Here is a 21,103-nt window from a genome sequence, read left to right on the forward strand (position 1 = left end):
GCGGCGATGAAGTGCATGGAAAAACTATTCCGCGGCGGCCATTTCCTCATCATCCTGCTGTTCCTGCTGTGCGCCGCCGGCCTGGTGGCGATGGCGGTGCTGGAGCTGTGGCACGGCCTCACCCCCGGCGGCGACCTGGTGATCCGCGACCGCTTCAACGTGGTGCTGGAGGCGATCGGCCTGCTCACCGTGGCGCTGGTGACGCTGGAACTGGGCCAGACCATCTTCGAGGAAGAGGTGCAGCGCGACGTCAAGATCAGCGGTCCGACGCGGGTGCGCCGCTATCTGTCGCGGTTCTTCGTGGTCATCGTCATCGCCCTGGCGATCGAAACGCTGGTGTCGATCTTCGAACTGATGCACGACGACCCGACCAAGCTGCCCTACGCCACCGCGGTCGGCCTGTGCGCGGCGCTGTTGCTGATCGCCTGGGGCGTGTTCGTCAAGCTCAACCGCAGCGCCGAGGAGCTGGAGCCCGAAGCGATGGCCGAGGCCAAGCGCGAGGACGCGCAGATCGAGTAGCGCGGATCCGCGCCACGGAAAACCGGCGCAGCGCCAGGCCATGAACCCTGTAGAAGCGGCGTCAGCCGCGACCGGAGTTATCGGTAATGCTCGTCGCGGCTGAAGCCGCTCCTGCGAGTCGCCGCGAACACGAACGGCCTTAACTGAATGCTGCGGCAGCGCACCTGCCGCCCGCCATTGGGTCCGTGCAGGACAGGAGCGCATCGCCACGCACAACGGCGATAGCCGCCAACATGCAGCGGACGCCGCTCACCCGGCGTCGGGCAAGCGGAAGAACCCGCGTGCGGTGGCGGTGGTCGCCGCCGCGGTCGCCGCCACGTCCTCGCCACGGTCGCGCGCCAGCTCCTCGACGATATGCGCCAGGAACGCCGGCTCGTTGCGCCGGTCCTTCGGCAGCGGCTTGAGCGTGCGCGGCAGCAGGTACGGCGCGTCGGTCTCGATCATCAGCCGCGCGGCCGGGATGTTCCTGACCAGCTCGCGCAGATGCGCGCCGCGGCGTTCGTCGCACAGCCAGCCGGTGATGCCGATGTGCCAGTCGCGGTCCAGGTAGTCGAACAGTTCCTCGCGCGTGCCGGTGAAGCAATGCACCACCGCCGGGCCGAGCTTGCCGTCGAACTGGCGCATCAGCGCCAGGAAATCCGCATGCGCGTCGCGCTGGTGCAGGAACAGCGGCTTGCCGGTGTCGGCGGCCAGCTGCAGCTGGCGCTCGAACGCGCGGTGCTGCGCCGGGCGCGGCGCCAGGTCGCGGAAGTAGTCCAGCCCGCACTCGCCCACCGCCACCACCTCGGCATGCGCGTGCAGCGCGCGCAGTTCGGCGTCGCATTCGGCGGTGTACTCGAGCGCGTGGTGCGGATGCACGCCGGCGGTGGCGTAGAGGAAACCGGGGTGCTGCTGCGCCAGCTGCAACGCCAGCGGCGAGTGCTCGCGGCTGGCGCCGGTCACCACCAACTGCGCGACGCCGGCATCGCGCGCGCGCTGCAGCACCGCGTCGCGGTCGCGATCGAAGGAGTCGTGGGTGAGGTTGGCGCCGATATCGATCAGAGTCATGCGGAGATGCCGAGGAAGCCGGGCAGGAAAGCGGGAGATTGTACGGGGCCGGCGCTACCGGCGAGAGGCGCGCGCTCTACAGCGGCGCGGCCGATCCGTATCCTTGGCCGATGGCCTCTCCCGTTTTTCCGATCGACCCGCTGCTGCCGCAGATCCGCGACAGCCTCGCCGCGCATCCACGGCTGGTGCTGGAAGCCCCGCCCGGCGCCGGCAAGACCACCCAGGTGCCGCCGGCGCTGCTGGACGCGCCGTGGCTGCGGGGCCGCCGCATCGTGATGCTGGAGCCGCGCCGGGTCGCCGCGCGCAGCGCCGCCACCTTCATGGCCCGGCAGCGCGGCGAGGCGCCGGGCGAGACCGTGGGCTACCGCATCCGCTTCGAGAACAAGGTGTCCGCGCGCACCCGCATCGAAGTGGTCACCGAAGGCATCCTGACCCGGATGCTGCAGGACGACCCGATGCTCGACGGCGTCGGCGCGCTGCTGTTCGACGAATTCCACGAACGCCACCTGGCCGCCGACCTGGGCCTGGCGCTGGCGCTGGACGTGCAGGCGCAGGTGCGCGAGGACCTGCGCATCGTGGTGATGTCGGCGACGCTGGACGGCGAACGCCTGGCGCAGTTCCTGGACGCGCCGCGGCTGTCCAGTGCCGGCCGCAGCTATCCGGTGGAGATCGCGCATTTCCCGGCGCGGCGCGAGGAGGCATTGGAAGCGCAGACCCGCCGTGCCATCGAACATGCGCTGCAGCAGCATCCCGGCGATGTGCTGGTGTTCCTGCCCGGGCAGCGCGAGATCACGCGGGTGCAGGCGGCGTTGGAGGCGGCTGGGGTCGGGTCGGGGGCGCCCTCGGGCACCGCCTCTGCCGCACCCTCGTCCGGTGCTGCGCGCCACCTTCTCCCGGGGGGAGAAGGGAGCGGTGTCGACGTGTTGCCATTGCATGGCGAATTGCCGGTCGAGCAGCAGGCCCGGGTGTTGCAGCCCGATCCGCACGGCCGCCGCCGCGTGGTGCTGGCGACCAACGTGGCCGAATCCTCGGTGACCCTGCCCGGCGTGCGCGTGGTGATCGATGCCGGGCTGGCGCGCGAGCCGCACTACGATCCCAACAGCGGCTTCTCGCGGCTGGACGTGACCGCCATCGCCCAGGCCTCGGCCGACCAGCGCGCCGGCCGCGCCGGTCGCGTCGCCTCGGGCTTTGCCTACCGGCTGTGGCCGCAATCGCAGCGGCTGGAGGCGCAGCGCCGTCCGGAAATGCTGCAGGTGGAACTGGCCGGGCTGGCGCTGGAGCTGGCGGCCTGGGGCAGCGACGCGCTGCGCTTCGTCGATCCGCCGCCGGTCGGGGCGCTGGCCGCCGCGCGCGAACTGCTGCAGCGGCTGGGCGCCTTGAGCGAGAACCATGCGATCACCGCCAGCGGCCGGCGCATGCTCGCGCTGGGCACCCATCCGCGGCTGGCGGCGATGCTGCTGGCCGCGCCGGATGCGCGGTCGCAGGCGCTGGCCTGCGACCTGGCCGCGCTGGTCGAGGCGCGCGATCCGCTGCGCCAGGGCGGCGATGCGCTGGCGGCGCGCTGGCGCGCGCTGGGCGGGTTCCGCCGCGGCCGCGCCCCGCACGACGCCAACCGCGGCGGCCTGGCCGCGATCGACGCGGCGGCCAAACAGTGGCGGCGGCGCCTGCGCAGCGACGCCGCGCCGCCGGACAGCGTGGAGGCGCACGAACTCGGCGACCTGCTCGCCCACGCCTTCCCCGACCGCATCGCCACCCGGCATCCGGCCGATCCGCTGCGCTACCTGCTGGCCAACGGCCGCAGCGCACGCCTGTTCGACCACAGCGACCTGCGCGGCGAACCGTGGCTGGTCGCCACCGAACTGCGCTACGAGGCCAAGGACGCGCTGCTGCTGCGCGCCGCGCCGGTGGACGAGGCGCGGCTGCGCGCGGATTTCCCGCAGCGCTTCGTGCAGCAGGACGTGGTGCGCTGGGACCCCGAGCGGCGCGCTTTGAGCGCGCTGCGCGAAACCCGCTTCGACCGCATCGTGCTCGACAGCCGTCCCGCCGGCCGCGTCGATCCGGCGCATGCGGCGGCGGCGCTGACCGAGGCGGTACGCGAACTCGGCCTGGCGGCGCTGCCCTGGAGCGAGCCGCTGACGCAGTGGCGCGCGCGCGTGGCCGGGCTGCGCACGTGGATGCCCGAACTGGCCCTGCCCGATCTCGGCGACGCGGCGCTGCTGGACGGCCTCGACCGCTGGCTGCGGCCCGCCTTCGCCGGCAGGACCCGGCTCGATGCGCTCGGCGAGGACGACCTCGGCGAGGCGCTGAAGTCGCTGCTGCCATGGGACCAGCGGCAGGCCGTCGAGCGCCACGCGCCGACGCGGATCACGGTGCCTTCGGGCATGGAGCGACGCATCGACTACACGCTCGACCACGACGGCCAGCCGCAGCCGCCGGTGCTGGCGGTGAAGCTGCAGGAACTGTTCGGCCTGGCCGACACCCCGCGCATCGCCGACGGCCGCGTGGCGCTGGTGTTGCACCTGCTCTCGCCCGGCGGACGCCCGCTGCAGGTGACCCAGGACCTGCGCAACTTCTGGTCCAGCACCTATCCGGAAGTGAAGAAGGAAATGAAGGGCCGCTACCCCCGCCACCCGTGGCCGGACGACCCGTGGACCGCCACCGCCAGCCATCGCGCGAAGCCGCGCGGGACCTGAGCGCTGCAGCACTCGCGCATTCAGCCGCCAGACGACTCCGCGCCGGCGCGCTAACGCGGTCTATACGGTGTCCAGGGGACACTGCGGTCCTTATTCCTGCCAGTAGGGACGCCCTCATGAGCAAGCTGACCATCATCACCGACCGCGCACTGGATCTCGCCAGCCATGCCGGCGACAGCCTCCGTCACATCGGGCCGCAGGCCAACAAGTGGCTGCATTCCGGTGCCGCGATGGGCGCGCTCAAGACCGGTGCCGCGCTGGGTGCGGTGAAGTCCGGGACCAAGGTCGCGCGCACGGTGGTGCGGCGCAATCCGGTCATCGCCATCGCCGCCGCCGCGGTGGGTGCGGGCCTGCTCGGCTATGCGATCTACCGCAAGCGCCAGCGCGACAAGAACGCGCCGATCGAAGGCGATTCGCAGCGCATCGAAGCCAGCAGGCGCGGCAATGCCGGTGCCCGCCGCTCGGCCGCGCGCAGCTCGCGCCGCGCTGCGGCCGCGCAGGAAACCACCGAGGAATAAGCCTGGCGCGATCGTCGCTGGCGACAGCGACGATCGCGGCGAAACCGAAAGCAGCGACCGGATGACGCGTCATCCGGTCGCTTTTTTTGCGTCCGTCTTCGATGCACGCGTTTTGCCCCTGCAGAAGCGGCTTCAGCCGCGACGCTTTTCCGAATGCTCTGTCGCGGCTGAAGCCGCTCCTTGTCTCTGGACATAGCCGCCGGCGCTACAGCATCCGCCACGCACCCGGCGCCAACCCTTCCAGCCGGTGCGTGCCGATTGCCGCGCGCACCAAACGCAAGGTCGGCAAGCCGACGGCGGCGGTCATGCGCCGCACCTGCCGGTTGCGCCCTTCGCGCAGCACGATCTGCAGCCAGGCATCGGGCACCGTCTTGCGGAAGCGCACCGGCGGATCGCGCGGCCACAGGTCCGGTGCGGTCTCCAGCACGTCGGCCTGGGCCGGCGCGGTCGGGCCGTCGTTCAACACCACGCCATCGCGCAGGCGCTGCAACTGCGCCGGCTGCGGCGTGCCCTCCACCTGCACCCAGTAGGTCTTCGGCTGCTTGTGCCGCGGATCGGTGTAGCGGTGCGCCAGCGCGCCGTCGTCGGTCAGCAACAGCAGGCCTTCGCTGTCGTAGTCCAGCCTGCCTGCCGCGTACACGTCGGCGGGCAGGCCGAACCCGGCCAGCGTGCGCCGCGGCGGGTCGCTGCGGTCGGTGAACTGGCACAGCACATTGAACGGCTTGTTGAACGCGATCAGCATGGAAGCGGAGATTGGGGAAAAGGGATTCGGGATTGGCCACGCATCGACGGCGCGCGCGGCGCGGGTAATTCTCCCACGCCGGTTTCCCTTTCCCGCTGCCCGCGCCGGCCGTTCTCAGCGCTTGACGAACTTCAGCGTCATCCGGTCGCTCTCGCCGATGGCCTGGTACTTGGCATCATCGGCGGCATCGTGGCTGTTGCTCGGCGGCAGCGTCCACACGCCGCCAGGATAGTCCTTGCTGTCGCGCGGATTGGCGTTGACCTCGCTGGTGCCGGCCAGTTTGAAGCCGGCCGCCTCGGCCATCGCGATCACCTGCGCCTGGCCGACGTAGCCGCTCTTGTCGTCGGCCGGCACGTCGGCCTTGGCGCGGTGCTCGACCACGCCGAGCACACCGCCGGGCTTGAGCACCGCATAGAAGCCCTTGAACATGCCCTCGGCCTGGCCGGACACGCGCCAGTTGTGCACGTTGCGGAAGGTCAGCACCAGGTCGGCCGAACCGGCCGGGCCGAATACCGGCGCGGTCGGCGCATACGCCACCAGCCTGGCGCGGTCGTACTGCGCCGGCGCGGCGGCGAACTTCTGCTCCAGCGTCGCGCGCGCCTTCTGCTGATACTCGCGGCCGCGCCCTTCCGGCACCGCCATCGGATCGACCACCGCGGCGATGTACTGGCCGCGCTCGCGCAGGTACGGAGCCAGGATTTCCGAATACCAGCCGCCGCCCGGGGTGATCTCGATCACCGTCTGGGTCGGCTTGATGCCGAAGAACGCCAGGGTCTGTCCGGGGTGGCGATAGGCGTCGCGCTCGGCGTAGACGCGGTCGCGCCAGCTGCCGTCGATGGCCTTCTGCAAGGCCGCATCCGGCGCGGGCAGGCTGGCGCTGTCGGCAGGCTTGATCGCCTGCGCGTTCGGGATCGCCAGCGTCGCGGCGATGGCAAGGGTACAGGCGCAGGCAAGCGTGGTGCGAAGGCTCATGGCGTACGTCCGTTGTCGGTGTGACGCGAGCCTAGCACGCGTGCGCGCACGCCCGAATGTTGTCTTCGCGTTAGCGCGAATCACGCAAACGGAACGCTGTTTTCGCGACCATCGCCCCGATACCGAAACCTCGGACGACTATCCTGTCGCCCTTCCCCACAGCGGAGCGTTCCCCATGCTGCACACGCGCGAACTCGGCCGTTCCGGCCTGCACGCGGCGCCGCTCGCCTTCGGCGGCAATGTGTTCGGCTGGAGTGCCGACGCCAAGACCTCCTTCGCCCTGCTCGACGCCTTCGTCGACGCGGGCTTCAACCTGATCGACACCGCCGATGCGTATGCGGCCTGGGTGCCCGGCAACCGCGGCGGCGAGTCGGAAACCATCATCGGCCAGTGGCTCAAGCGCAGCGGCAAGCGCGACAAGGTGCTGCTGGCGACCAAGGTCGGCAAGTGGGCCGAACGCCCGGGCCTGGCCGCCGACAACATCGCCGCGGCGGTGGACGAATCGCTGCAGCGCCTGCAGACCGACGTGATCGATCTGTACCAGGCCCACGAGGACGACGAGTCGGTGCCGCTGGAAGCCTCGCTGGCCGCGTTCGGGCGGCTGATCGAGCAAGGCAAGGTGCGCGCGATCGGCGCCTCCAACTACAGCGCCGAACGCCTGGCCGAAGCGCTGAAGGTGTCGGCGCAGTACGGGTTGCCGCGCTACGAGACGCTGCAGCCCGAATACAACCTGTACGACCGCGCCGGCTACGAGGCCGGCCTGGAACCGCTGGTGCGCGAACAGGGACTGGGCACGCTCTGCTACTACGCGCTGGCGCGCGGGTTCCTCAGCGGCAAGTACCGCAGTCCCGCCGATGCGGCGAAGAGCCAGGCGCGCGGCGACAGCGTGATCGCGCGCTACCTCGACGCGCGCGGCCTGCGCATCCTCGCCGCGCTCGACGACATCGCCGGCAAGCATTCGGCCACGCCGACCCAGGTGGCCCTGGCGTGGCTGATCGCGCGCCCCGGCATCGCTGCGCCGATCGCCAGCGCCACCAGCCTCGAGCAGTTGCAGCAACTGCTGGCCGCCGCGCGCCTGGCGCTGTCGGCCGACGATATCGCGCAACTGGATACAGCCAGCAAGGAAACCGTATGAGCACCGCTTCCCATACCACCCGCGTGGTCCTCGCCTCGCGTCCGCAAGGCGCGCCGACCGCGGAGAATTTCCGCATCGAACAGGCGCCGCTGGCCGTGCCCGGTCCCGGCCAGGTGCTGCTGCGCAACCGCTGGTTGTCGCTGGATCCGTACATGCGCGGACGCATGAGCGATGCGCCCTCGTACGCACCGCCCGTGCAACTGGGCGAGGTGATGGTCGGCAGCACCGTCGCCGAGGTGCTGGAATCGCACCATCGCGACCTCAAGCCCGGCGATCTGGTGCTGGTGCAGAGCGGCGGCTGGCAGACCCACCTGGTGGCCGATGGTGCCGGCCTGCGACGCAAGCTCGATCCACACTCGCCGCTGCCGCCGAGCACCGCGCTCGGCGTCTACGGCATGCCCGGTTTCACCGCCTACGCCGGCCTGCACGAGATCGGCAAGCCGCAGAGCGGCGAAACCGTGGCGGTCGCCGCCGCCACCGGGCCGGTCGGCGCCAGCGTGGCGCAGATCGCCCGGTTGCGCGGCGCGAAGGTGATCGCCATCGCCGGCGGCGCCGAGAAATGCCGCTACCTGCGCGAGGAACTGGGCGTGGACGTGGCGCTGGACCATCGCGCCGCGGATTTCGCCGGGCAACTGCGCGCCGCGGCGAAGGACGGCATCGACGTCTATTTCGAGAACGTCGGCGGGCACGTGTTCGACGCGGTGCTGCCGCTGCTCAACGATTTCGCGCGGGTGCCGGTATGCGGCACCATCGCCACCTACAACAGCAAGGGCGAACCGCCGCCCGGGCCGGATCGCCTGCCGGCGCTGATGGGCCAGGTGCTGCGCCAGCGGCTGACCCTGCGCGGCTTCATCGTCGGCGATTTCGTCAAGCTCTATCCCGAGTTCCTGCGCGAGATGGGCGCGTGGCTGGCCGACGGCCGCGTGCGCTACCGCGAACATGTCGTGCACGGGCTGGAGAACGCGCCGCAGGCCTTCATCGACATGCTCGGCGGCGGCAACTTCGGCAAGCTGGTTGTGCAGCTGGATGAAAGCCGGGATTAGGGATTAGGGATGGGACAGCCAGTGCTGCGCGGTCGGGATCGCGCGGCGCTTGTCTCCGCAGCCCTGACCGTGCCTATTGCAGCAGGAAGCGCAGCAGCGCGTCGTTGAAGGCGTGCGGCGATTCCACATTGCACAGGTGCCGGCCATGCACCTGGGCGAAGCTGCCACGCGCCGCCTGCGCGGCGATCGTCTGCAGATCGGCCGGCGGGCAGACAGGATCGTCGTGCCCGGCCAGCGCCAGCAGCGGCGTGGCGATCTCGCCCAGGACGCCACGGAAATCGGTGCTGGCCAACGCCTGGCAGCACGCCGCATAGGCCTGCGCATCGGTACTCAGGAAGCTCGCCAGGATCGCCTCGACCGTTGCCGGCTGCATCTCGACGAAGGCCGGGGTGAACCAGCGTTCGCGGGTGCCGGCCAGCAGCGGCGCCAGCCCATCGGCCTGGACCTGCGCGATGCGCGCCTGCCAGGTGTCCTCGCTGCCGATCCTGGCCGCGGTCGCGCATACGGTGAGCGTGTGCAGGCGCGCGCCGGCGTGGATGCCCAGCCACTGCCCGGTCAGCCCACCGATCGACAGCCCGCAGAAATGGGTGCGCTCCACCGACAGCGCATCGAGCAGCGCCAGCACGTCGCCGGCCAGGTCCTCGATCCGATACGGTCCCGCCGCGGCGCCCGAGGCGCCATGGCCGCGGCGGTCGTAGCGCAGCACCCGGTAGTACGGCGCCAGCGCGTCGATCTGCGCGTCCCACATATGCAGGTCGCTGCCGAGCGAATTGCAGAAGGTCAGCCAGGGCCGGCCTTCGCTGCCGTCGATGCGGTAGTGCAGGCGATGCGTCGGAAGTTCGAGGAAGGGCATGGCGGCGATATCGGCTGGGAGAAGGGCGCGCGACCGATGGCCGCTACCGCAGTCTAGCCCTCTGGCGCCTTGCCAGCATGGCGCAAACGCGCACCGCCGGATCTTGGCCGCTGCAAGCCGGCAAACGGCCCGTGAAGCGCATGCGCGACCGAACGCGCATACGGCCCACGCCGACATGCAATTGGCCACCCGGTGTCGGCGCCGGACAACAAGAAATCCGTCCGATGACGGCATCGCGGCCACACGTGCCGCGTCGCTGCGACAACGCACATCGGTGCGTGCCGCAGCGACACATCGCCGCGACGTCCTGGACCCGGGCCTATGTCACTTGGTCGCCGGGTCCCAATGCTCCTGGATCTTGCCGTTCTGGATACGGAACATGTCGAACCAGGTGGTCGTATAGGTCTTGCTCGCGTCCTTGGGATCGGGCAGCGTGCGTACCGACACCAGGGTCACGTAGTCGCCCTCGGCAAGGATCGCCACCAGCGGCAGCTGCACGCGCGGCTTGATCGGCTGCGGCTTGACGAACGCGGTCAGGAACTGCAGGAACGCGTCGCGGCCGTTGGCGACGGTCGGATTGTGCTGGATATAGTCCTTGGCCATGTACATCGGCGCGTATTCGGTGTGTCCGGCTTCGAACACGATGCGCCAGAAGTCGTAGACCAGACGCTTGTTCGCCTCGGTGCGCCAATCCGACCCCTGCAGCAGTTGCTGATGGTTGGGATTGGCGGTGACCGCGGTTTGCGCGAATGCGGAAGCGGCGGGAAGCGCGAGCAACAAGGCGAGAAGATACACATGCAGGCGGATTTTCATTTCGGTGACTCCGGTCGGGGGAAGGGACTCGATCTCAGGCGCCATCCAGTTACCGAAAGGTAAGTGTTTCGCTATTGGAGGACGCGGCAAGAGCCTAGCAGCCCGAATCGCGCGCCATCGCTTCAACGCGCCGTACGCGACCGGGAAATCCAGCGAATTTCCATTGATTTTTTCTACACTGCGAGTGCCGCCACAGTAACCAAAACACCAGAATTGGAAACGTCCTTTGCAGCGCATGCCGCGCTTAGAAGACGACGTGCATTTCGGCGCTGCGCCCGATCGCACCGGGCCGGTAGCTGCCGGCGATGCGCATCGCCATTGCGCTGGGCCTGCAACGCGGCCGCATAGCGGGCCAGCCCGCGGCCGATGTCCGCATGCGGCGACGCCGGCAGCGGCGCGAGCGCGGCTTGCACCCACCCGCGCGCGAAGGCGTGGATACCTTGCACCGTGCGCCGGCCACGGGCGGAAAGCCGCAGTTGTTTGACGCGGCCGTCTTCGGCGCTGGCGCGCGCGCGCAATTCGCCTGCCGCGATCAGCTTGCGCAGCATGCGGCTGACACTGGATTTTTCCAGTTGCAGGCAGTCGGCCAGTTGCGACGCGCCGACCGCTTCGCGCGCGCCGATCTCCAGCAGCGCATGCACCACCGACGGCGGACAGTCGGTCGCGGCGAGGGTGTCGTGCAGGAAACCGAGTTCGCGCACCAGCTGCCGCGCGGCGGCGCGGATCTGCTCGACGACCATGGGATCCACCGCTGACATGGCCGGCTCCGGGAATTTCGCTGCTTCATACAACTGCTTTTCCAGGCGCGGGTCGATGGTGCGCCCACGACCGGATTGCCGCGGCCGTGCGCCGCACGCGGTCAGCTTGCGCGCGCGCCACATCTGCCCGGGCAGCGGCTACGCCACTACGCCGCGAACGGCGCAGGCCCCAGGGCCTGCGCCAGGTGATCGAGGAACGAGGCGATGCGCGCCGAGACCGCGGTATTGCGGTAGTACACGCCGTGGATCGGTTGGCGCACGTCCAGCGTGCACTTCGGCAGGACCTGGACCAGGCGGCCGTCGCGGCGGTCGGCGATGGTCATGAAGTCCGACAGGCAGACGATGCCGTCGCCGGCCAATGCCAGCTGGCGCAGGGTCTCGCCGCTGGAACAGGCGATCGCCGGGCGGATGTGCAGCGCAGCGCCATCGCTGCCGCGCAGCGGCCATTCGTTGAGCGACTCCGGCTGGGTGAACCCGAGCAGATCGTGGCGGGCCAGCGCGTCCACGCGGCGCGGCACGCCGCGTCTGGCCAGATAGTCGGGACTGGCCAGCACGCGCAGCCTGCTGCTGCCGAGCGCGCGCGCATGCAGGCTGGAATCGCGCAGCGCGCCGATGCGGATCGCCAGGTCGGTGCGGCGTTCGAGCAGGTCGATGATGCCGTCGTTGCTGGTCAGCTCCAGCTCCACATCCGGATAGCGTGCGCGGTAGCCGGCCACGTGCGGCACGATCGCATGCAGCATGAACGGCGTGGCCGCGTCCACGCGCAGGCGCCCGGCCGGGTGCTGGCGGCGCGCGACCATCTGCTCTTCGGCCTGCTCCACCGCGGCCACGATCTCGCGCGCGCGCTGCAGGAAGGCCTGGCCTTCCTCGGTCAGCGCCAGGCGCCGGGTGGTCCGCCGCAACAGCGTGGTCTGCAGCTTCTCCTCCAGCCGCGCCAGCGCGCGGCTGACCCCGGACGCGGTCTGTCCGAGCGCGTCGGCGGCCGCGCTGATCGAGTGCGTATCGACCACGGCGATGAAGGCCTGCAGTTCGTCCAGCGTCGTCTTCATGGCAGGGCGGATGGCGGAATCGGGAGTCGATTATTGACCAGAACGCAAAAGTGATTGGTCTGGCGACGGGTTTTTCCGGGCCGGGGACAGGTCCAGACTGCGCTCCTGCTTCCTTCTCCCGGATGCCGTCATGCTCCCGCTCCCGTCTTTTGGCCCCGCATGCCGGTGAGCGTCCTCCTCGGCCGCACCGCTCCGATCGGCAAGCACGGCGCGGTGCGCGCCGCGGCGACGCCGGCGTGACCGCGCCGCGCGCAGACTGAAATCCAGCGTTCTTTCCCATCTTCCTCGCAAGGAGTCACCGCATGAGCATTCCCGCTTTCGGCCTGGGTACGTTCCGGCTCAAGGACCAGGTCGTCGTCGACTCGGTCCGCAACGCGCTCGAACTCGGCTACCGCGCCATCGACACCGCGCAGATCTACGGCAACGAAGCCGAGGTCGGCCAGGCCATCGCCGCCTCCGGCGTGCCGCGCGCAGACCTGTTCGTCACCACCAAGGTGTGGACCGACAACCTGGCCGCCGACACGCTGCTGCCGAGCCTGCGGCAGAGCCTGGACAAGCTGCGCAGCGACCACGTGGACCTGACCCTGGTGCATTGGCCCTCGCCGCGCGATGCGGTGTCGATGGCCGAGTCTCTGCACGCATTGGCCGACGCCAAGCAGCAAGGCCTCACCCGGCAGATCGGCCTGTCCAACTTCACCATCGCCCTGACCAGGCAGGCGATCGCGATCCTCGGCGCCGAGGCGATCGCCACCCAGCAGATCGAAGTGCATCCCTACCTGCAGAACCGCAAGCTGATCGGCTTCCTGCGCGAACAGGGCATCCATGTCACCTCGTACATGACCCTGGCCTACGGCAAGGTGCTGCAGGATCCGGTGATCGCCGCGATCGCCGCGCGCCACGACGCCACGCCGGCGCAGGTGGCGTTGGCCTGGGCGCTGCAGCAGGGCTATGCGGTGATTCCGTCCTCGACCAGGCGCGAGAACCTGGCCAGCAACCTGCTCGCGCAGTCGCTGCGCCTGGATGACGAGGACATGGCCCAGATCGCCACGCTGGACCGCGGCGAGCGGCTGGCGAACCCGGCCGGCATCGCGCCGGACTGGGACTGACACCGGGAGCTACCGGCAGCCGGTGTGCCACGTGACGGCCGCTCAGCGCGACGGCGGCGTGTCGGACGTGCGTTCCTTGGCCTCGATGCGGCCCTGGAACTCCTTCGAGCCCTGCCCGGGCGATGTCGCCGCGTCGCCCTGGGTGCTCTTGAGTTGCTGCTTGCGCCGTTCGACCACGTTCTTGGCCAGCGCCACGCGGCGCCCGACCACCATCTCGGTGAGCCAGTCGATCAGGTAGCGGGTGTATTCGAGCTGGTGTTCCTTGCGGGTCAGCGCATGGTCGGCGCCCTTGATCACCCGCGAGGTCAGCGAACGCGTATTGGAGAACGCGGCAGCGTAGTTCTTCAGCACCTGCCCCGGCACGATCGTGTCCTGCTCGGCCTCGACCAGCAACACGTCGCCGCGAAAGCGCTGGCACGCCGCCAGCGCGACATTGTCGTCCGGCGCGACGGCGCGGTGCCGATACGGCATCAGGTCCGGATCCCGGTTCAGCGCCACCTTCGGACCATCCCAGTGCGCGTCCTTGTACAGCGCCGGCGAACGCAGCGCCAGCCATTCCACCGGCCGCTCCAGGGTCAGCAGCGAGGCCAGGTAGCCGCCATAGCTCAGGCCGACCACCGCGATCGATTCGGGATCCACTTGCGGCGAATCCACCAGCCGGTCGTACGCCGCCTTGATGTCGTCCAGATTCTGCGCACGCGTCACCGTCTCGCGCATCGACGCCAGGCCTTCGTGGCCGCGCAGGTCGAAGGTCAGGCACACGCAGCCCAGGCCGACCGCTTCGCGCGCGCGCACCAGGTTGTGATGCTGGTTGCCGCCCCAGCCATGCACGAACAGCACGCCTGGCATGCCATTGGTGGGCGTCAGCAGGGTGCCGCTCAAGGCGTCGCCGTCCACGGCGATCTCGATGCTGGAGAGCTTGGTTTCCATCGTCAGTCCGCAACGCTCACATAACGGTATTTGGTCAGGCGGCCCACGCGCGGATCCTCGCCCATGTAATAGACCTCGGCGCCCGCGGGCAGCGCCGGCGCGCCGTAGCGTTCGACGGTGGCCGCGACCACCGCGTGCAATGCCGGATCGCGCTGGAAGGCATCGACCGCGGCCAATTCCGCCGGCGTGGCGCCGCCGACGCGCCAGGACTGCTCGAGTACGCCGCTCATGCGCGTGCCGTCCTGGGCGATGCCGTCGATCACGTCGTAGTTGCGGCGCGATGCGTAGAAACCGGGATAGGCCTGGGCGATGCAGCGATCGTAATGGCGCGCCTTCAGCACCGCCTCGCGCTGCGGCGGCGGCAATGCGCGTTCCAGCAGCGCGTCCAGCGTGCCGCGGATCACGAACAGTTGCGAGCCGCCGTAGGTTTCGCGGCCGGCAGCGTCGTCGGTGGCCGATTGCGTGCCGTAGTAGGCGATGGTCATGCCGGCGCAGGCCACCTCGCCGACGCTGAAGGTGGTGGAGCGGTCCAGTTGCCGTTCCAGCACCACGCCCTGCTGCGCCAGATCCGCCGCGGTCACCGCCTCCAGCGCGGTATCCAAGGCCTGCGCGTCGTGCAGCAGCAGCTGGCCATGCCCGCCGATGCCGTTGGGCAGCTTCAATCGCACCTGTCCGCCGATGCACAGGCGCGCATACGCCACGCGCGCGTCGGCGGCCGCGAACGCGGTGTAGCCAGGCACCGTCGCCTCGGCCAGGGTGGCGCCGAGCGCATGCTGCCAGCCCGTCGGCGCGGCCGCGTCGGGACCGACCACCGCATGGCTGATCGCCTTGGTGGCGACGAACGCATGCGGCACCACTCCGCCGAGCAGGCCGGCGGCATCGCGCACGCCCAGTTGCAGCGCCTGCGTGGCGGTCAGGGTGTCGTCGGGTACGTAGAAACCGCTGCCGTCGATGGCGGCGTCCTGCACTGGCAGGCGCATCAGCCGCGCCACTTCAGCCGCGATCCAGGCATGCGTGGCGACTTCGTGCCCACCGGGCGGATGCCTGCGGACACTGCAGCGGCGGACGTGGTCGTGTGCGGCAGACGGCGGCATGCGCGGCACTCCACTCGAGAAGGACAGGAGGTCAAGCACGGGCGTACCACAGCAGCAGGCCCAATCCCACGCCGAGCGACAACACCGCAGGGAGCAGCCAGCGCGGTACCGCGGCGCGCAATTGCCGCCCCCAGGCGCGCGCTTCCGAGGTGCCTGGGGCATCGTCGTCCGCGAGCGGAGCATCAGGCTTCGCTGTCGCCCGCGAAGACGAATGACGGTGGGGATCGGCCATGGCCCCAGGCTGTCGGGGACGGCGTTGCGTCATGGTGAACGCTGCGTGCCGAGCGCGTTAGCAAGACATCGGGATGTCGAAGATGCAGCTACGGCTGCTCTGCATTGCGAGTCCCCGCTCCTGACGCGCAGCGGGCAACGCTGTCCGCGCCACGCCAATGCGTCGAGGTGCTCAGGCGGACGACAACGGCGCAGCGACCCGCGCATCGATCCGGTGCTTGCCGGCCAGCGCCTGCATGCCCTGCAGCGTGGCCTGGATCGCGCTGGCGTAGCCGCTGCGCCACAGTTCGGCGCGCGACTGGCGCGAGGACGCCTCGGCCAGCGCCAGGGCGAAGGCCTGCACGCGCGGGTCGGCCAGCGTGGCACGGTCCAGGAACGGCTGTTCCAATGCGATCACGTCCACCGGCGCCAGCCAGGCGTCGGCGACCAGCTCGGCCACGCCGACCCGATGCGACAACTGATGCAGCGCACTCAGGGTTTCGTGCAGCATCTCCAGATACGCCCACTGCCACAGCGCCGCCTTGCGCTGCGGATCGGCCTGGTCCAGCGCGGACAAGGCAGCGTCGACACGGTCGATGCGTAAATCGTTCATTCGCCTGCGCTCCACGTCGCGCAATCTGATCGCTGCATTCTGCGCGCAAATGGTGAGCAGGTTGTGAGCCGGACCCTGTTCCGGCAGTGGAACGGTGCGGGCCATGGCTCGACCCGTCCTCGTGCAACCTGTGCCGCACGCAACCGCCCTCGCTTCCGCATACGATCGCGACACAACGCAGCCCGTTCGCACGATGCCGTGGCGATGGCCGCGCCGTGCAGCGCGCGCCTCTGCCAAGCAGCGCAAAGTCGGCGTGGATCGGCTGTTCTATACTGGCAGGCATCGAGCGCCGCGCGCGCGTTTCCGCTCCCAGTCCCACGCCCTCCATGACGCCACCCTGACACCCGCGCCTTCGCACCGTCCCGCTACGGGACGTCCGGGTTTTTGTGGCTTTCCCTGTCATGGAGCGCCGCCCTGCAACGGGCGCGGCGCCAGGAGCGTGTTCTCGTGAATCTCTATCCCCCGCTGCGCCAGCAATGGTTCGGCAACCTCCGTAGCGACGTGCTCGCCGGTCTGGTCGTGGCGCTGGCGCTGATCCCCGAAGCCATCGCCTTCTCCGTCATCGCCGGGGTCGACCCCAAGGTCGGGCTGTACGCTTCGTTCTGCATCTGCGTGGTGATCGCCTTCGTCGGCGGCCGGCCGGGCATGATCTCCGCCGCCACCGGCGCGATGGCGCTGCTGATGGTCGGCCTGGTCAAGGACCACGGCCTGCAGTATCTGCTCGCGGCGACGTTGCTGACCGGCGTGCTGCAGATCGGCGCCGGCCTGCTCAAGCTCGGCGCGCTGATGCGCTTCGTGTCGCGCTCGGTGATCACCGGTTTCGTCAACGCCTTGGCGATCCTGATCTTCATGGCGCAGCTGCCGGAACTGATCGGGGTGCCGGCGCTGGTCTACCCACTGGTGGCGCTGGGCCTGCTGGTGATCTACGGCCTGCCGTGGCTGTCGCAGCGCAGTTTCGCCGGGCTGGGCCTGTGGCTGCTGGTGCTCGGCGCCGCGCTGACCGCCGGCAGCCTCGATGCGCGTGCGCTGTATGCGGTGGCGGCGGTCGGTGCCGCGGCCCTGCTGCTTGGCCATCGCTGGACGCGCACGCTGGCGCTGCCGCCGCCGCTGGTGGCGATCGTGCTGCTGACCGGCATGGCGCTGTACTTCGGCATCGCCGTGCCCACCGTCGGCGACAAGGGCCAGTTGCCCGACAGCCTGCCGACATTCCTGCTGCCGGACGTGCCATGGACGCTGGAGACGCTGAAGATCGTGTTCCCGGTGTCGGCGACGCTGGCGGTGGTCGGCCTGCTCGAATCGATGATGACCGCGCAGATCGTCGACGACATGACCGACACGCCCAGCGGCAAGAACCGCGAATGCATCGGCCAGGGCGCCGCCAACATCGCCAGCGGACTGATCGGCGGCATGGCCGGTTGCGCGATGATCGGGCAGTCGGTGATCAACGTGCAGTCCGGCGGCCGTGGCCGCCTGTCGGCGCTGGTCGCCGGCTGCGCGCTGCTGATGCTGGTGGTGTTCGCCGGCGCGTGGGTGCGGCAGATCCCGATGGCGGCATTGGTGGCGGTGATGATCATGGTCTCGATCGGCACCTTCAGCTGGCGCTCGCTGGCGCAGCTGCGCACGCATCCGAAGAGCTCCAGTCTGGTGATGCTCGCCACCGTGGTGGTGACCGTGGCCACCCACGACCTGGCGCGCGGCGTGCTGACCGGCGTGCTGCTGTCGGCGCTGTTCTTCGCGCGCAAGGTCGGGCGCATGCTGGCCATTGCCAAGACCGAGGAGGCCGACGGCAGCCACACCTACCGGATCAGCGGCCAGTTGTTCTTCGCCTCGGCAGGCAGTTTCGCCTTGGCATTCGACTATGCGCACGCACCGGCGCGGGTCACGCTCGACCTGACGCAAGCGCACCTGTGGGACGTCAGCGCCATCGGCGCGCTGGACAAGGTGGTGCTGAAGTTCCGCCGCCATGGCGCGCAGGTGCAGGTGCTGGGACTGAACGCCGCCAGCGCCGCCATGGTCGAGGACCTGGGCACGCACCATCGCGCCGACGCAGGGCCGGCACCGCTGCATTGAGCGAAGCCGCAGCGCCGGCGCTGCCATTTACGTGCGCCACCAGGTGACGCCATTCCCGCAGGGGGCCGATCCGCTACGCAGCGCGGCGGGCGGCCGCCACCGGCGCGGCGCGCAATGACGCCGCGACCACACCGCTTGGCTAGCATGCTCCGGCGCAGCCGCCCCGGCTGCCCGCCCCGCCCGCGAGGATCTGCGATGCACCTGGAACACTGGCTACTGCCACCGCACGACTGGGTGCCCAATCATCCATTCCTGCCGGTCCTGCTTTACCGCCAAGCCGGCGGCGATGGCGATGCCGCAGAGTTTGAACGCCGCTTCGCGGCCCATCGCTGGCCGCCACAATGGCGCGATGGCGTCTACGACTACCACCACTACCATTCCACCGCGCACGAGGTCCTGGGCGTCGCTCGCGGCAGCGCGCGCCTGGTCATCGGCGGCCCAGGCGGGCCCGAAGCCACGCTGGCGGCCGGCGATGCCTTGCTGCTGCCGGCCGGCACCGGCCATTGCTGCGTCGCATCCAGCGCCGACTTCCTGGTGGTCGGCGCCTATCCCGCCGGGCAGGACTGGGACCTCTGCCGGCAGGCGCCCAGCGCCGAAACGATCCAGCGCATCGCCCAGTTGCCATTCCCGCACAGCGATCCGATCGCCGGCCCGCAAGGCCCCCTCCTCCAGCACTGGAAGATGCCCGAGGGTCCGGGCTAGATCCGAGCGGGCTTGCCGACCCGCTGCGGTGCGGGCATGACTTCCCGCACCCTGACTTCCCGCAGACGACACGACGCGGCTCAGCACCGATGCTGCGGTCATCGTCAAAGGAACCGCCGCCATGCGCCTGCTGCTTTCCATATGCACCCTCTCGCTGCTAGGTGCAGCCGCCAGCGCCAGCGCCGGCCCGAAGTTTTCCTCGCAGCAATGCGGTTTTTCCACGCCCTACGACGTCATCGTCGACCAGACCGGCGTCGCCCTGACACGCAGCGCGGGCACGCCGAAGACCGTGTTCCTGCATGACGGCCGCCTGCAGGTGGACGGCGTCGGGCAGCCGCTCAGCAATGCCGATGCGCAGCGCGTGCGGCAGATGGAACAGGGCGCGCAGGCACTGATGCCCGAAGTGGCCGGCATCGCCCGCGAAGTGGTCGGCATCACCTTCGACGCCTTCGGTGGCGTGGTCGAGGCCATCACCGGCAGCAGCAGCAAGGCGCGCAAGATCGAGCGGCACCGCGACGCCGCCCTCGCCCACCTTGACCGCACCCTCGGCAAAGGCCAATGGCAGAAGGAGCCGTTCGACAAGGCGTTCGAAGCCGACGTCAGCGCCGCCGCCGAGGAAATGGCCGGCGCGCTGACCCGCGGGGTGATGTTCGCGGTGTTCACCGGGCGCGCCGACGCCATCGAGAAACGCACCGACGCGATGGAGAAGGACCTGGAGCGGCGCATGGACGCGCGTGGCAAGGCGCTGGAAGCCAGGGCCGATGCGCTCTGCGAGCAGGTCGCCGCGCTGGATGCGTTGGAGCAGCAGTTGGACTATCGGCTGCCCGGCGGCAAGCGGCTGGAGTTGCTGGAGTTGCTGGAGCATAGCCAAAAGCCGACAAGCCCCAGCAATACCGCCTTTGCGGAATTGCAAACATCACGCACTAGGACGCCCTAAGCCCTTCTAATCGCGTCTGTCAAAGAGGCAAGAAGCACTAATCCGTCATCCCCAGACCTTGCAGCACGGATCCAGCTCCATAGTCGCCATCTCGTTGGCCCGCCAACCGAACCCACAGATCGCCAGCACGCCTTGACTGGCCGGCTCAAGGCCAAATGCCTTCTCCAGCGTTGACTCGTTGATCGCCGCAGTGACGTACGCACCCAGCCCTGCCTCCGTTGCAGAGAGATACAAGGTCTGTGAAAGATGGCCAGCTTCCAGAACGATGGCACGATAGCCCTTCGCGTGGCGGCGATACTTCCAAAAGCTACGGTCGTAGCGAGGAACGAGCAGTACCATGACATGTGCGTTGGCGAACCACTCCTGCTGAGCGACCGCGTTCAGCGCGAAAGTAGAGAGAGGCTCCGGCGATGGACCCAGCGGCTCAAGAGCATGCTCAATACAGTGATAATGATAGAGCCCAGGCGATACGCCCTCCACGTTCTGGACTATCAGATATGCCTCGACCGGATGCAGGCCTCCACCGGATGGGCTGGTCTTTTTCAAGAAGATCGTGTCCTCCGTGACCTGAACCTGCCCCTGAGCCGAGAAGACACGCTGCATCAGCTGCCCAAACAACCTATAAGGCAGTGGTAGCTCCGCATCAAAGTTGCGGCAAGTTGTCCGTCGGGCCAGAAGCGCGTCGAAGTCTGCGTCCTCTGCACGAGGCAGAGGCAAACGCGATGAAGCGCTTACTCGCGCGTCAGCTTCCACGGGCGGAGCTCCCAGTACCGTACGCAATTCCTGCGCTGTTTCCGTGCCTGTGTCCCTCATGGCTTGCACTGCGTCCGCGCCGCTCCATTGGGTGAAGGCATGGAATGTGGCAGCCAGTGGGTGCCAATGCACCGACCGCAAAGCGTTGTCGCGCTCACGATTTTCAGCATGGCGACGACCAGCAGCAACCGCCAATCCCTTCTTCAAAAGCCGCTTTAACGGCTGGCGCGCAATGTCAGGAAGCTCTTTCGCGTCAATCCATTTGTCAGGACTCAACTGCCCTAACAGCTCCCTCTCCTCGGCATCTACGCTCACCTCAACACGAAGGTGGGGCGCTAACGCTACCCATGACAGCGTACGGCGCAAGCCGTCACCGCCGGACAAAAGATCCTGAAGATCGAAAAGGGTGTCCTCGCGAGGCTCTAAGTACACCACCTTACAACGACGGATACGCATGGCCCTTTCCTAGTCAAAGCATACAAACGATTGTTTGAAACAACGGAGACCGCTAAATTGGGAGCCAGGCCTGGTCCGGGCCGTTAACAG

20 protein-coding genes are annotated in these 21,103 nt (G+C 69.1%); 9 read left to right on the forward strand and 11 right to left on the reverse strand.

Features of this window, described 5'->3' with window-relative positions:
- Window positions 1-6: 6 nt before the first annotated feature.
- Window positions 7-519 (forward strand): hypothetical protein, encoded by a 513-nt coding sequence (locus NRY95_21535; protein ID UYC16224.1) that lies wholly within the window; start codon window positions 7-9, stop codon window positions 517-519.
- 249 nt (window positions 520-768) lie between these two features.
- Here NRY95_21535 and NRY95_21540 read toward each other — a convergent pair whose 3' ends face one another.
- Window positions 769-1,566, reverse strand: coding sequence for a TatD family hydrolase (locus tag NRY95_21540; protein UYC16225.1), 798 nt, complete (start codon window positions 1,564-1,566; stop codon window positions 769-771).
- Window positions 1,567-1,676: 110 nt separating this feature from the next.
- Between NRY95_21540 and hrpB the strand changes: the two genes are divergently transcribed.
- Together hrpB and NRY95_21550 are read left to right on the forward strand one after the other, a co-directional pair.
- The gene (hrpB, locus tag NRY95_21545; GenBank protein ID UYC16226.1) at window positions 1,677-4,259 is read left to right on the forward strand and encodes an ATP-dependent helicase HrpB; all 2,583 of its coding nucleotides are present in this window, start codon (window positions 1,677-1,679) and stop codon (window positions 4,257-4,259) included.
- Between the two features lie 116 nt (window positions 4,260-4,375).
- Complete coding sequence (locus NRY95_21550; GenBank protein UYC16227.1) at window positions 4,376-4,777, forward strand: hypothetical protein; 402 nt, start codon at window positions 4,376-4,378, stop codon at window positions 4,775-4,777.
- Window positions 4,778-4,982: 205 nt separating this feature from the next.
- On the opposite strand, the gene NRY95_21555 is transcribed toward NRY95_21550, so the two are convergent.
- Window positions 4,983-5,519 carry a pseudouridine synthase gene (locus NRY95_21555; protein ID UYC16228.1) on the reverse strand — a complete coding sequence of 179 codons (537 nt, stop codon included), beginning with the start codon at window positions 5,517-5,519 and terminating at the stop codon, window positions 4,983-4,985.
- Window positions 5,520-5,633: 114 nt separating this feature from the next.
- On the reverse strand, window positions 5,634-6,491 hold the full coding sequence (locus NRY95_21560) for a methyltransferase (GenBank protein ID UYC16229.1): 858 nt from the start codon (window positions 6,489-6,491) through the stop codon (window positions 5,634-5,636).
- A 175-nt stretch (window positions 6,492-6,666) separates the two neighbouring features.
- Here NRY95_21560 and NRY95_21565 point away from each other — a divergent pair, with 175 nt between their 5' ends.
- Together NRY95_21565 and NRY95_21570 are read left to right on the forward strand one after the other, a co-directional pair.
- On the forward strand, window positions 6,667-7,626 hold the full coding sequence (locus NRY95_21565) for an aldo/keto reductase (GenBank protein ID UYC16230.1): 960 nt from the start codon (window positions 6,667-6,669) through the stop codon (window positions 7,624-7,626).
- Window positions 7,623-8,669 carry an NADP-dependent oxidoreductase gene (locus NRY95_21570; GenBank protein UYC16231.1) on the forward strand — a complete coding sequence of 349 codons (1,047 nt, stop codon included), beginning with the start codon at window positions 7,623-7,625 and terminating at the stop codon, window positions 8,667-8,669. Before NRY95_21565 ends, NRY95_21570 begins: the two co-directional genes overlap by 4 nt.
- 73 nt (window positions 8,670-8,742) lie before the next feature.
- Here the strand turns inward: NRY95_21570 and pcaD are convergent, their stop codons facing one another.
- The 4 genes from pcaD to NRY95_21590 form a co-directional block, all read right to left on the reverse strand.
- Complete coding sequence (gene pcaD / locus NRY95_21575) at window positions 8,743-9,522, reverse strand: 3-oxoadipate enol-lactonase (GenBank protein ID UYC16232.1); 780 nt, start codon at window positions 9,520-9,522, stop codon at window positions 8,743-8,745.
- A 324-nt stretch (window positions 9,523-9,846) separates the two neighbouring features.
- On the reverse strand, window positions 9,847-10,335 hold the full coding sequence (locus tag NRY95_21580; GenBank protein ID UYC16233.1) for a nuclear transport factor 2 family protein: 489 nt from the start codon (window positions 10,333-10,335) through the stop codon (window positions 9,847-9,849).
- A gap of 173 nt (window positions 10,336-10,508) precedes the next feature.
- Window positions 10,509-11,216: a MarR family transcriptional regulator gene (locus NRY95_21585; GenBank protein ID UYC16234.1), complete on the reverse strand. Its 708-nt coding sequence runs from the start codon at window positions 11,214-11,216 to the stop codon at window positions 10,509-10,511.
- 23 nt (window positions 11,217-11,239) lie between these two features.
- Window positions 11,240-12,142: a LysR substrate-binding domain-containing protein gene (locus tag NRY95_21590; protein UYC16235.1), complete on the reverse strand. Its 903-nt coding sequence runs from the start codon at window positions 12,140-12,142 to the stop codon at window positions 11,240-11,242.
- Window positions 12,143-12,444: 302 nt separating this feature from the next.
- Here NRY95_21590 and dkgB point away from each other — a divergent pair, with 302 nt between their 5' ends.
- Window positions 12,445-13,248: a 2,5-didehydrogluconate reductase DkgB gene (gene dkgB, locus NRY95_21595; protein ID UYC16236.1), complete on the forward strand. Its 804-nt coding sequence runs from the start codon at window positions 12,445-12,447 to the stop codon at window positions 13,246-13,248.
- Window positions 13,249-13,290: 42 nt separating this feature from the next.
- Here the strand turns inward: dkgB and NRY95_21600 are convergent, their stop codons facing one another.
- The 3 genes from NRY95_21600 to NRY95_21610 all read right to left on the reverse strand — a co-directional run bounded on the left by NRY95_21600 (window position 13,291) and on the right by NRY95_21610 (window position 16,095).
- Window positions 13,291-14,178: an alpha/beta fold hydrolase gene (locus NRY95_21600; GenBank protein ID UYC16237.1), complete on the reverse strand. Its 888-nt coding sequence runs from the start codon at window positions 14,176-14,178 to the stop codon at window positions 13,291-13,293.
- Window positions 14,179-14,180: 2 nt separating this feature from the next.
- Window positions 14,181-15,272 (reverse strand): DUF3182 family protein, encoded by a 1,092-nt coding sequence (locus NRY95_21605; protein ID UYC16238.1) that lies wholly within the window; start codon window positions 15,270-15,272, stop codon window positions 14,181-14,183.
- Window positions 15,273-15,675: 403 nt separating this feature from the next.
- Window positions 15,676-16,095 carry a hypothetical protein gene (locus NRY95_21610; GenBank protein UYC16239.1) on the reverse strand — a complete coding sequence of 140 codons (420 nt, stop codon included), beginning with the start codon at window positions 16,093-16,095 and terminating at the stop codon, window positions 15,676-15,678.
- Between the two features lie 447 nt (window positions 16,096-16,542).
- Between NRY95_21610 and NRY95_21615 the strand changes: the two genes are divergently transcribed.
- From NRY95_21615 to NRY95_21625, 3 genes are all read left to right on the forward strand, one after another.
- Window positions 16,543-18,165: a SulP family inorganic anion transporter gene (locus NRY95_21615; GenBank protein ID UYC16240.1), complete on the forward strand. Its 1,623-nt coding sequence runs from the start codon at window positions 16,543-16,545 to the stop codon at window positions 18,163-18,165.
- Between the two features lie 195 nt (window positions 18,166-18,360).
- A complete protein-coding gene (locus NRY95_21620) occupies window positions 18,361-18,867 on the forward strand; it encodes a cupin domain-containing protein (GenBank protein UYC16241.1) in 507 nt (168 codons plus the stop codon).
- Window positions 18,868-18,988: 121 nt separating this feature from the next.
- On the forward strand, window positions 18,989-19,804 hold the full coding sequence (locus NRY95_21625; GenBank protein UYC16242.1) for a YggN family protein: 816 nt from the start codon (window positions 18,989-18,991) through the stop codon (window positions 19,802-19,804).
- A gap of 45 nt (window positions 19,805-19,849) precedes the next feature.
- Here the strand turns inward: NRY95_21625 and NRY95_21630 are convergent, their stop codons facing one another.
- Window positions 19,850-21,013: a putative peptide maturation dehydrogenase gene (locus NRY95_21630; protein UYC16243.1), complete on the reverse strand. Its 1,164-nt coding sequence runs from the start codon at window positions 21,011-21,013 to the stop codon at window positions 19,850-19,852.
- Window positions 21,014-21,103: the final 90 nt, after the last annotated feature.

The sequence above is a fragment of the Xanthomonas campestris pv. phormiicola genome, from assembly GCA_025666215.1.
Lineage (GTDB): Bacteria > Pseudomonadota > Gammaproteobacteria > Xanthomonadales > Xanthomonadaceae > Xanthomonas_A > Xanthomonas_A campestris_A.

What these genes read in the sequence shown, in the direction of transcription:
- NRY95_21535 (UYC16224.1), top strand. Translation starts at nt 7, where the DNA reads ATGAAGTGCATGGAAAAACTATTCCGCGGCGGCCATTTCCTCATCATC.
- NRY95_21540 (UYC16225.1), bottom strand. Translation starts at nt 1,566, where the DNA reads ATGACTCTGATCGATATCGGCGCCAACCTCACCCACGACTCCTTCGAT.
- hrpB (UYC16226.1), top strand. Translation starts at nt 1,677, where the DNA reads ATGGCCTCTCCCGTTTTTCCGATCGACCCGCTGCTGCCGCAGATCCGC.
- NRY95_21550 (UYC16227.1), top strand. Translation starts at nt 4,376, where the DNA reads ATGAGCAAGCTGACCATCATCACCGACCGCGCACTGGATCTCGCCAGC.
- NRY95_21555 (UYC16228.1), bottom strand. Translation starts at nt 5,519, where the DNA reads ATGCTGATCGCGTTCAACAAGCCGTTCAATGTGCTGTGCCAGTTCACC.
- NRY95_21560 (UYC16229.1), bottom strand. Translation starts at nt 6,491, where the DNA reads ATGAGCCTTCGCACCACGCTTGCCTGCGCCTGTACCCTTGCCATCGCC.
- NRY95_21565 (UYC16230.1), top strand. Translation starts at nt 6,667, where the DNA reads ATGCTGCACACGCGCGAACTCGGCCGTTCCGGCCTGCACGCGGCGCCG.
- NRY95_21570 (UYC16231.1), top strand. Translation starts at nt 7,623, where the DNA reads ATGAGCACCGCTTCCCATACCACCCGCGTGGTCCTCGCCTCGCGTCCG.
- pcaD (UYC16232.1), bottom strand. Translation starts at nt 9,522, where the DNA reads ATGCCCTTCCTCGAACTTCCGACGCATCGCCTGCACTACCGCATCGAC.
- NRY95_21580 (UYC16233.1), bottom strand. Translation starts at nt 10,335, where the DNA reads ATGAAAATCCGCCTGCATGTGTATCTTCTCGCCTTGTTGCTCGCGCTT.
- NRY95_21585 (UYC16234.1), bottom strand. Translation starts at nt 11,216, where the DNA reads ATGTGGCGCGCGCGCAAGCTGACCGCGTGCGGCGCACGGCCGCGGCAA.
- NRY95_21590 (UYC16235.1), bottom strand. Translation starts at nt 12,142, where the DNA reads ATGAAGACGACGCTGGACGAACTGCAGGCCTTCATCGCCGTGGTCGAT.
- dkgB (UYC16236.1), top strand. Translation starts at nt 12,445, where the DNA reads ATGAGCATTCCCGCTTTCGGCCTGGGTACGTTCCGGCTCAAGGACCAG.
- NRY95_21600 (UYC16237.1), bottom strand. Translation starts at nt 14,178, where the DNA reads ATGGAAACCAAGCTCTCCAGCATCGAGATCGCCGTGGACGGCGACGCC.
- NRY95_21605 (UYC16238.1), bottom strand. Translation starts at nt 15,272, where the DNA reads ATGCCGCCGTCTGCCGCACACGACCACGTCCGCCGCTGCAGTGTCCGC.
- NRY95_21610 (UYC16239.1), bottom strand. Translation starts at nt 16,095, where the DNA reads ATGAACGATTTACGCATCGACCGTGTCGACGCTGCCTTGTCCGCGCTG.
- NRY95_21620 (UYC16241.1), top strand. Translation starts at nt 18,361, where the DNA reads ATGCACCTGGAACACTGGCTACTGCCACCGCACGACTGGGTGCCCAAT.
- NRY95_21625 (UYC16242.1), top strand. Translation starts at nt 18,989, where the DNA reads ATGCGCCTGCTGCTTTCCATATGCACCCTCTCGCTGCTAGGTGCAGCC.
- NRY95_21630 (UYC16243.1), bottom strand. Translation starts at nt 21,013, where the DNA reads ATGCGTATCCGTCGTTGTAAGGTGGTGTACTTAGAGCCTCGCGAGGAC.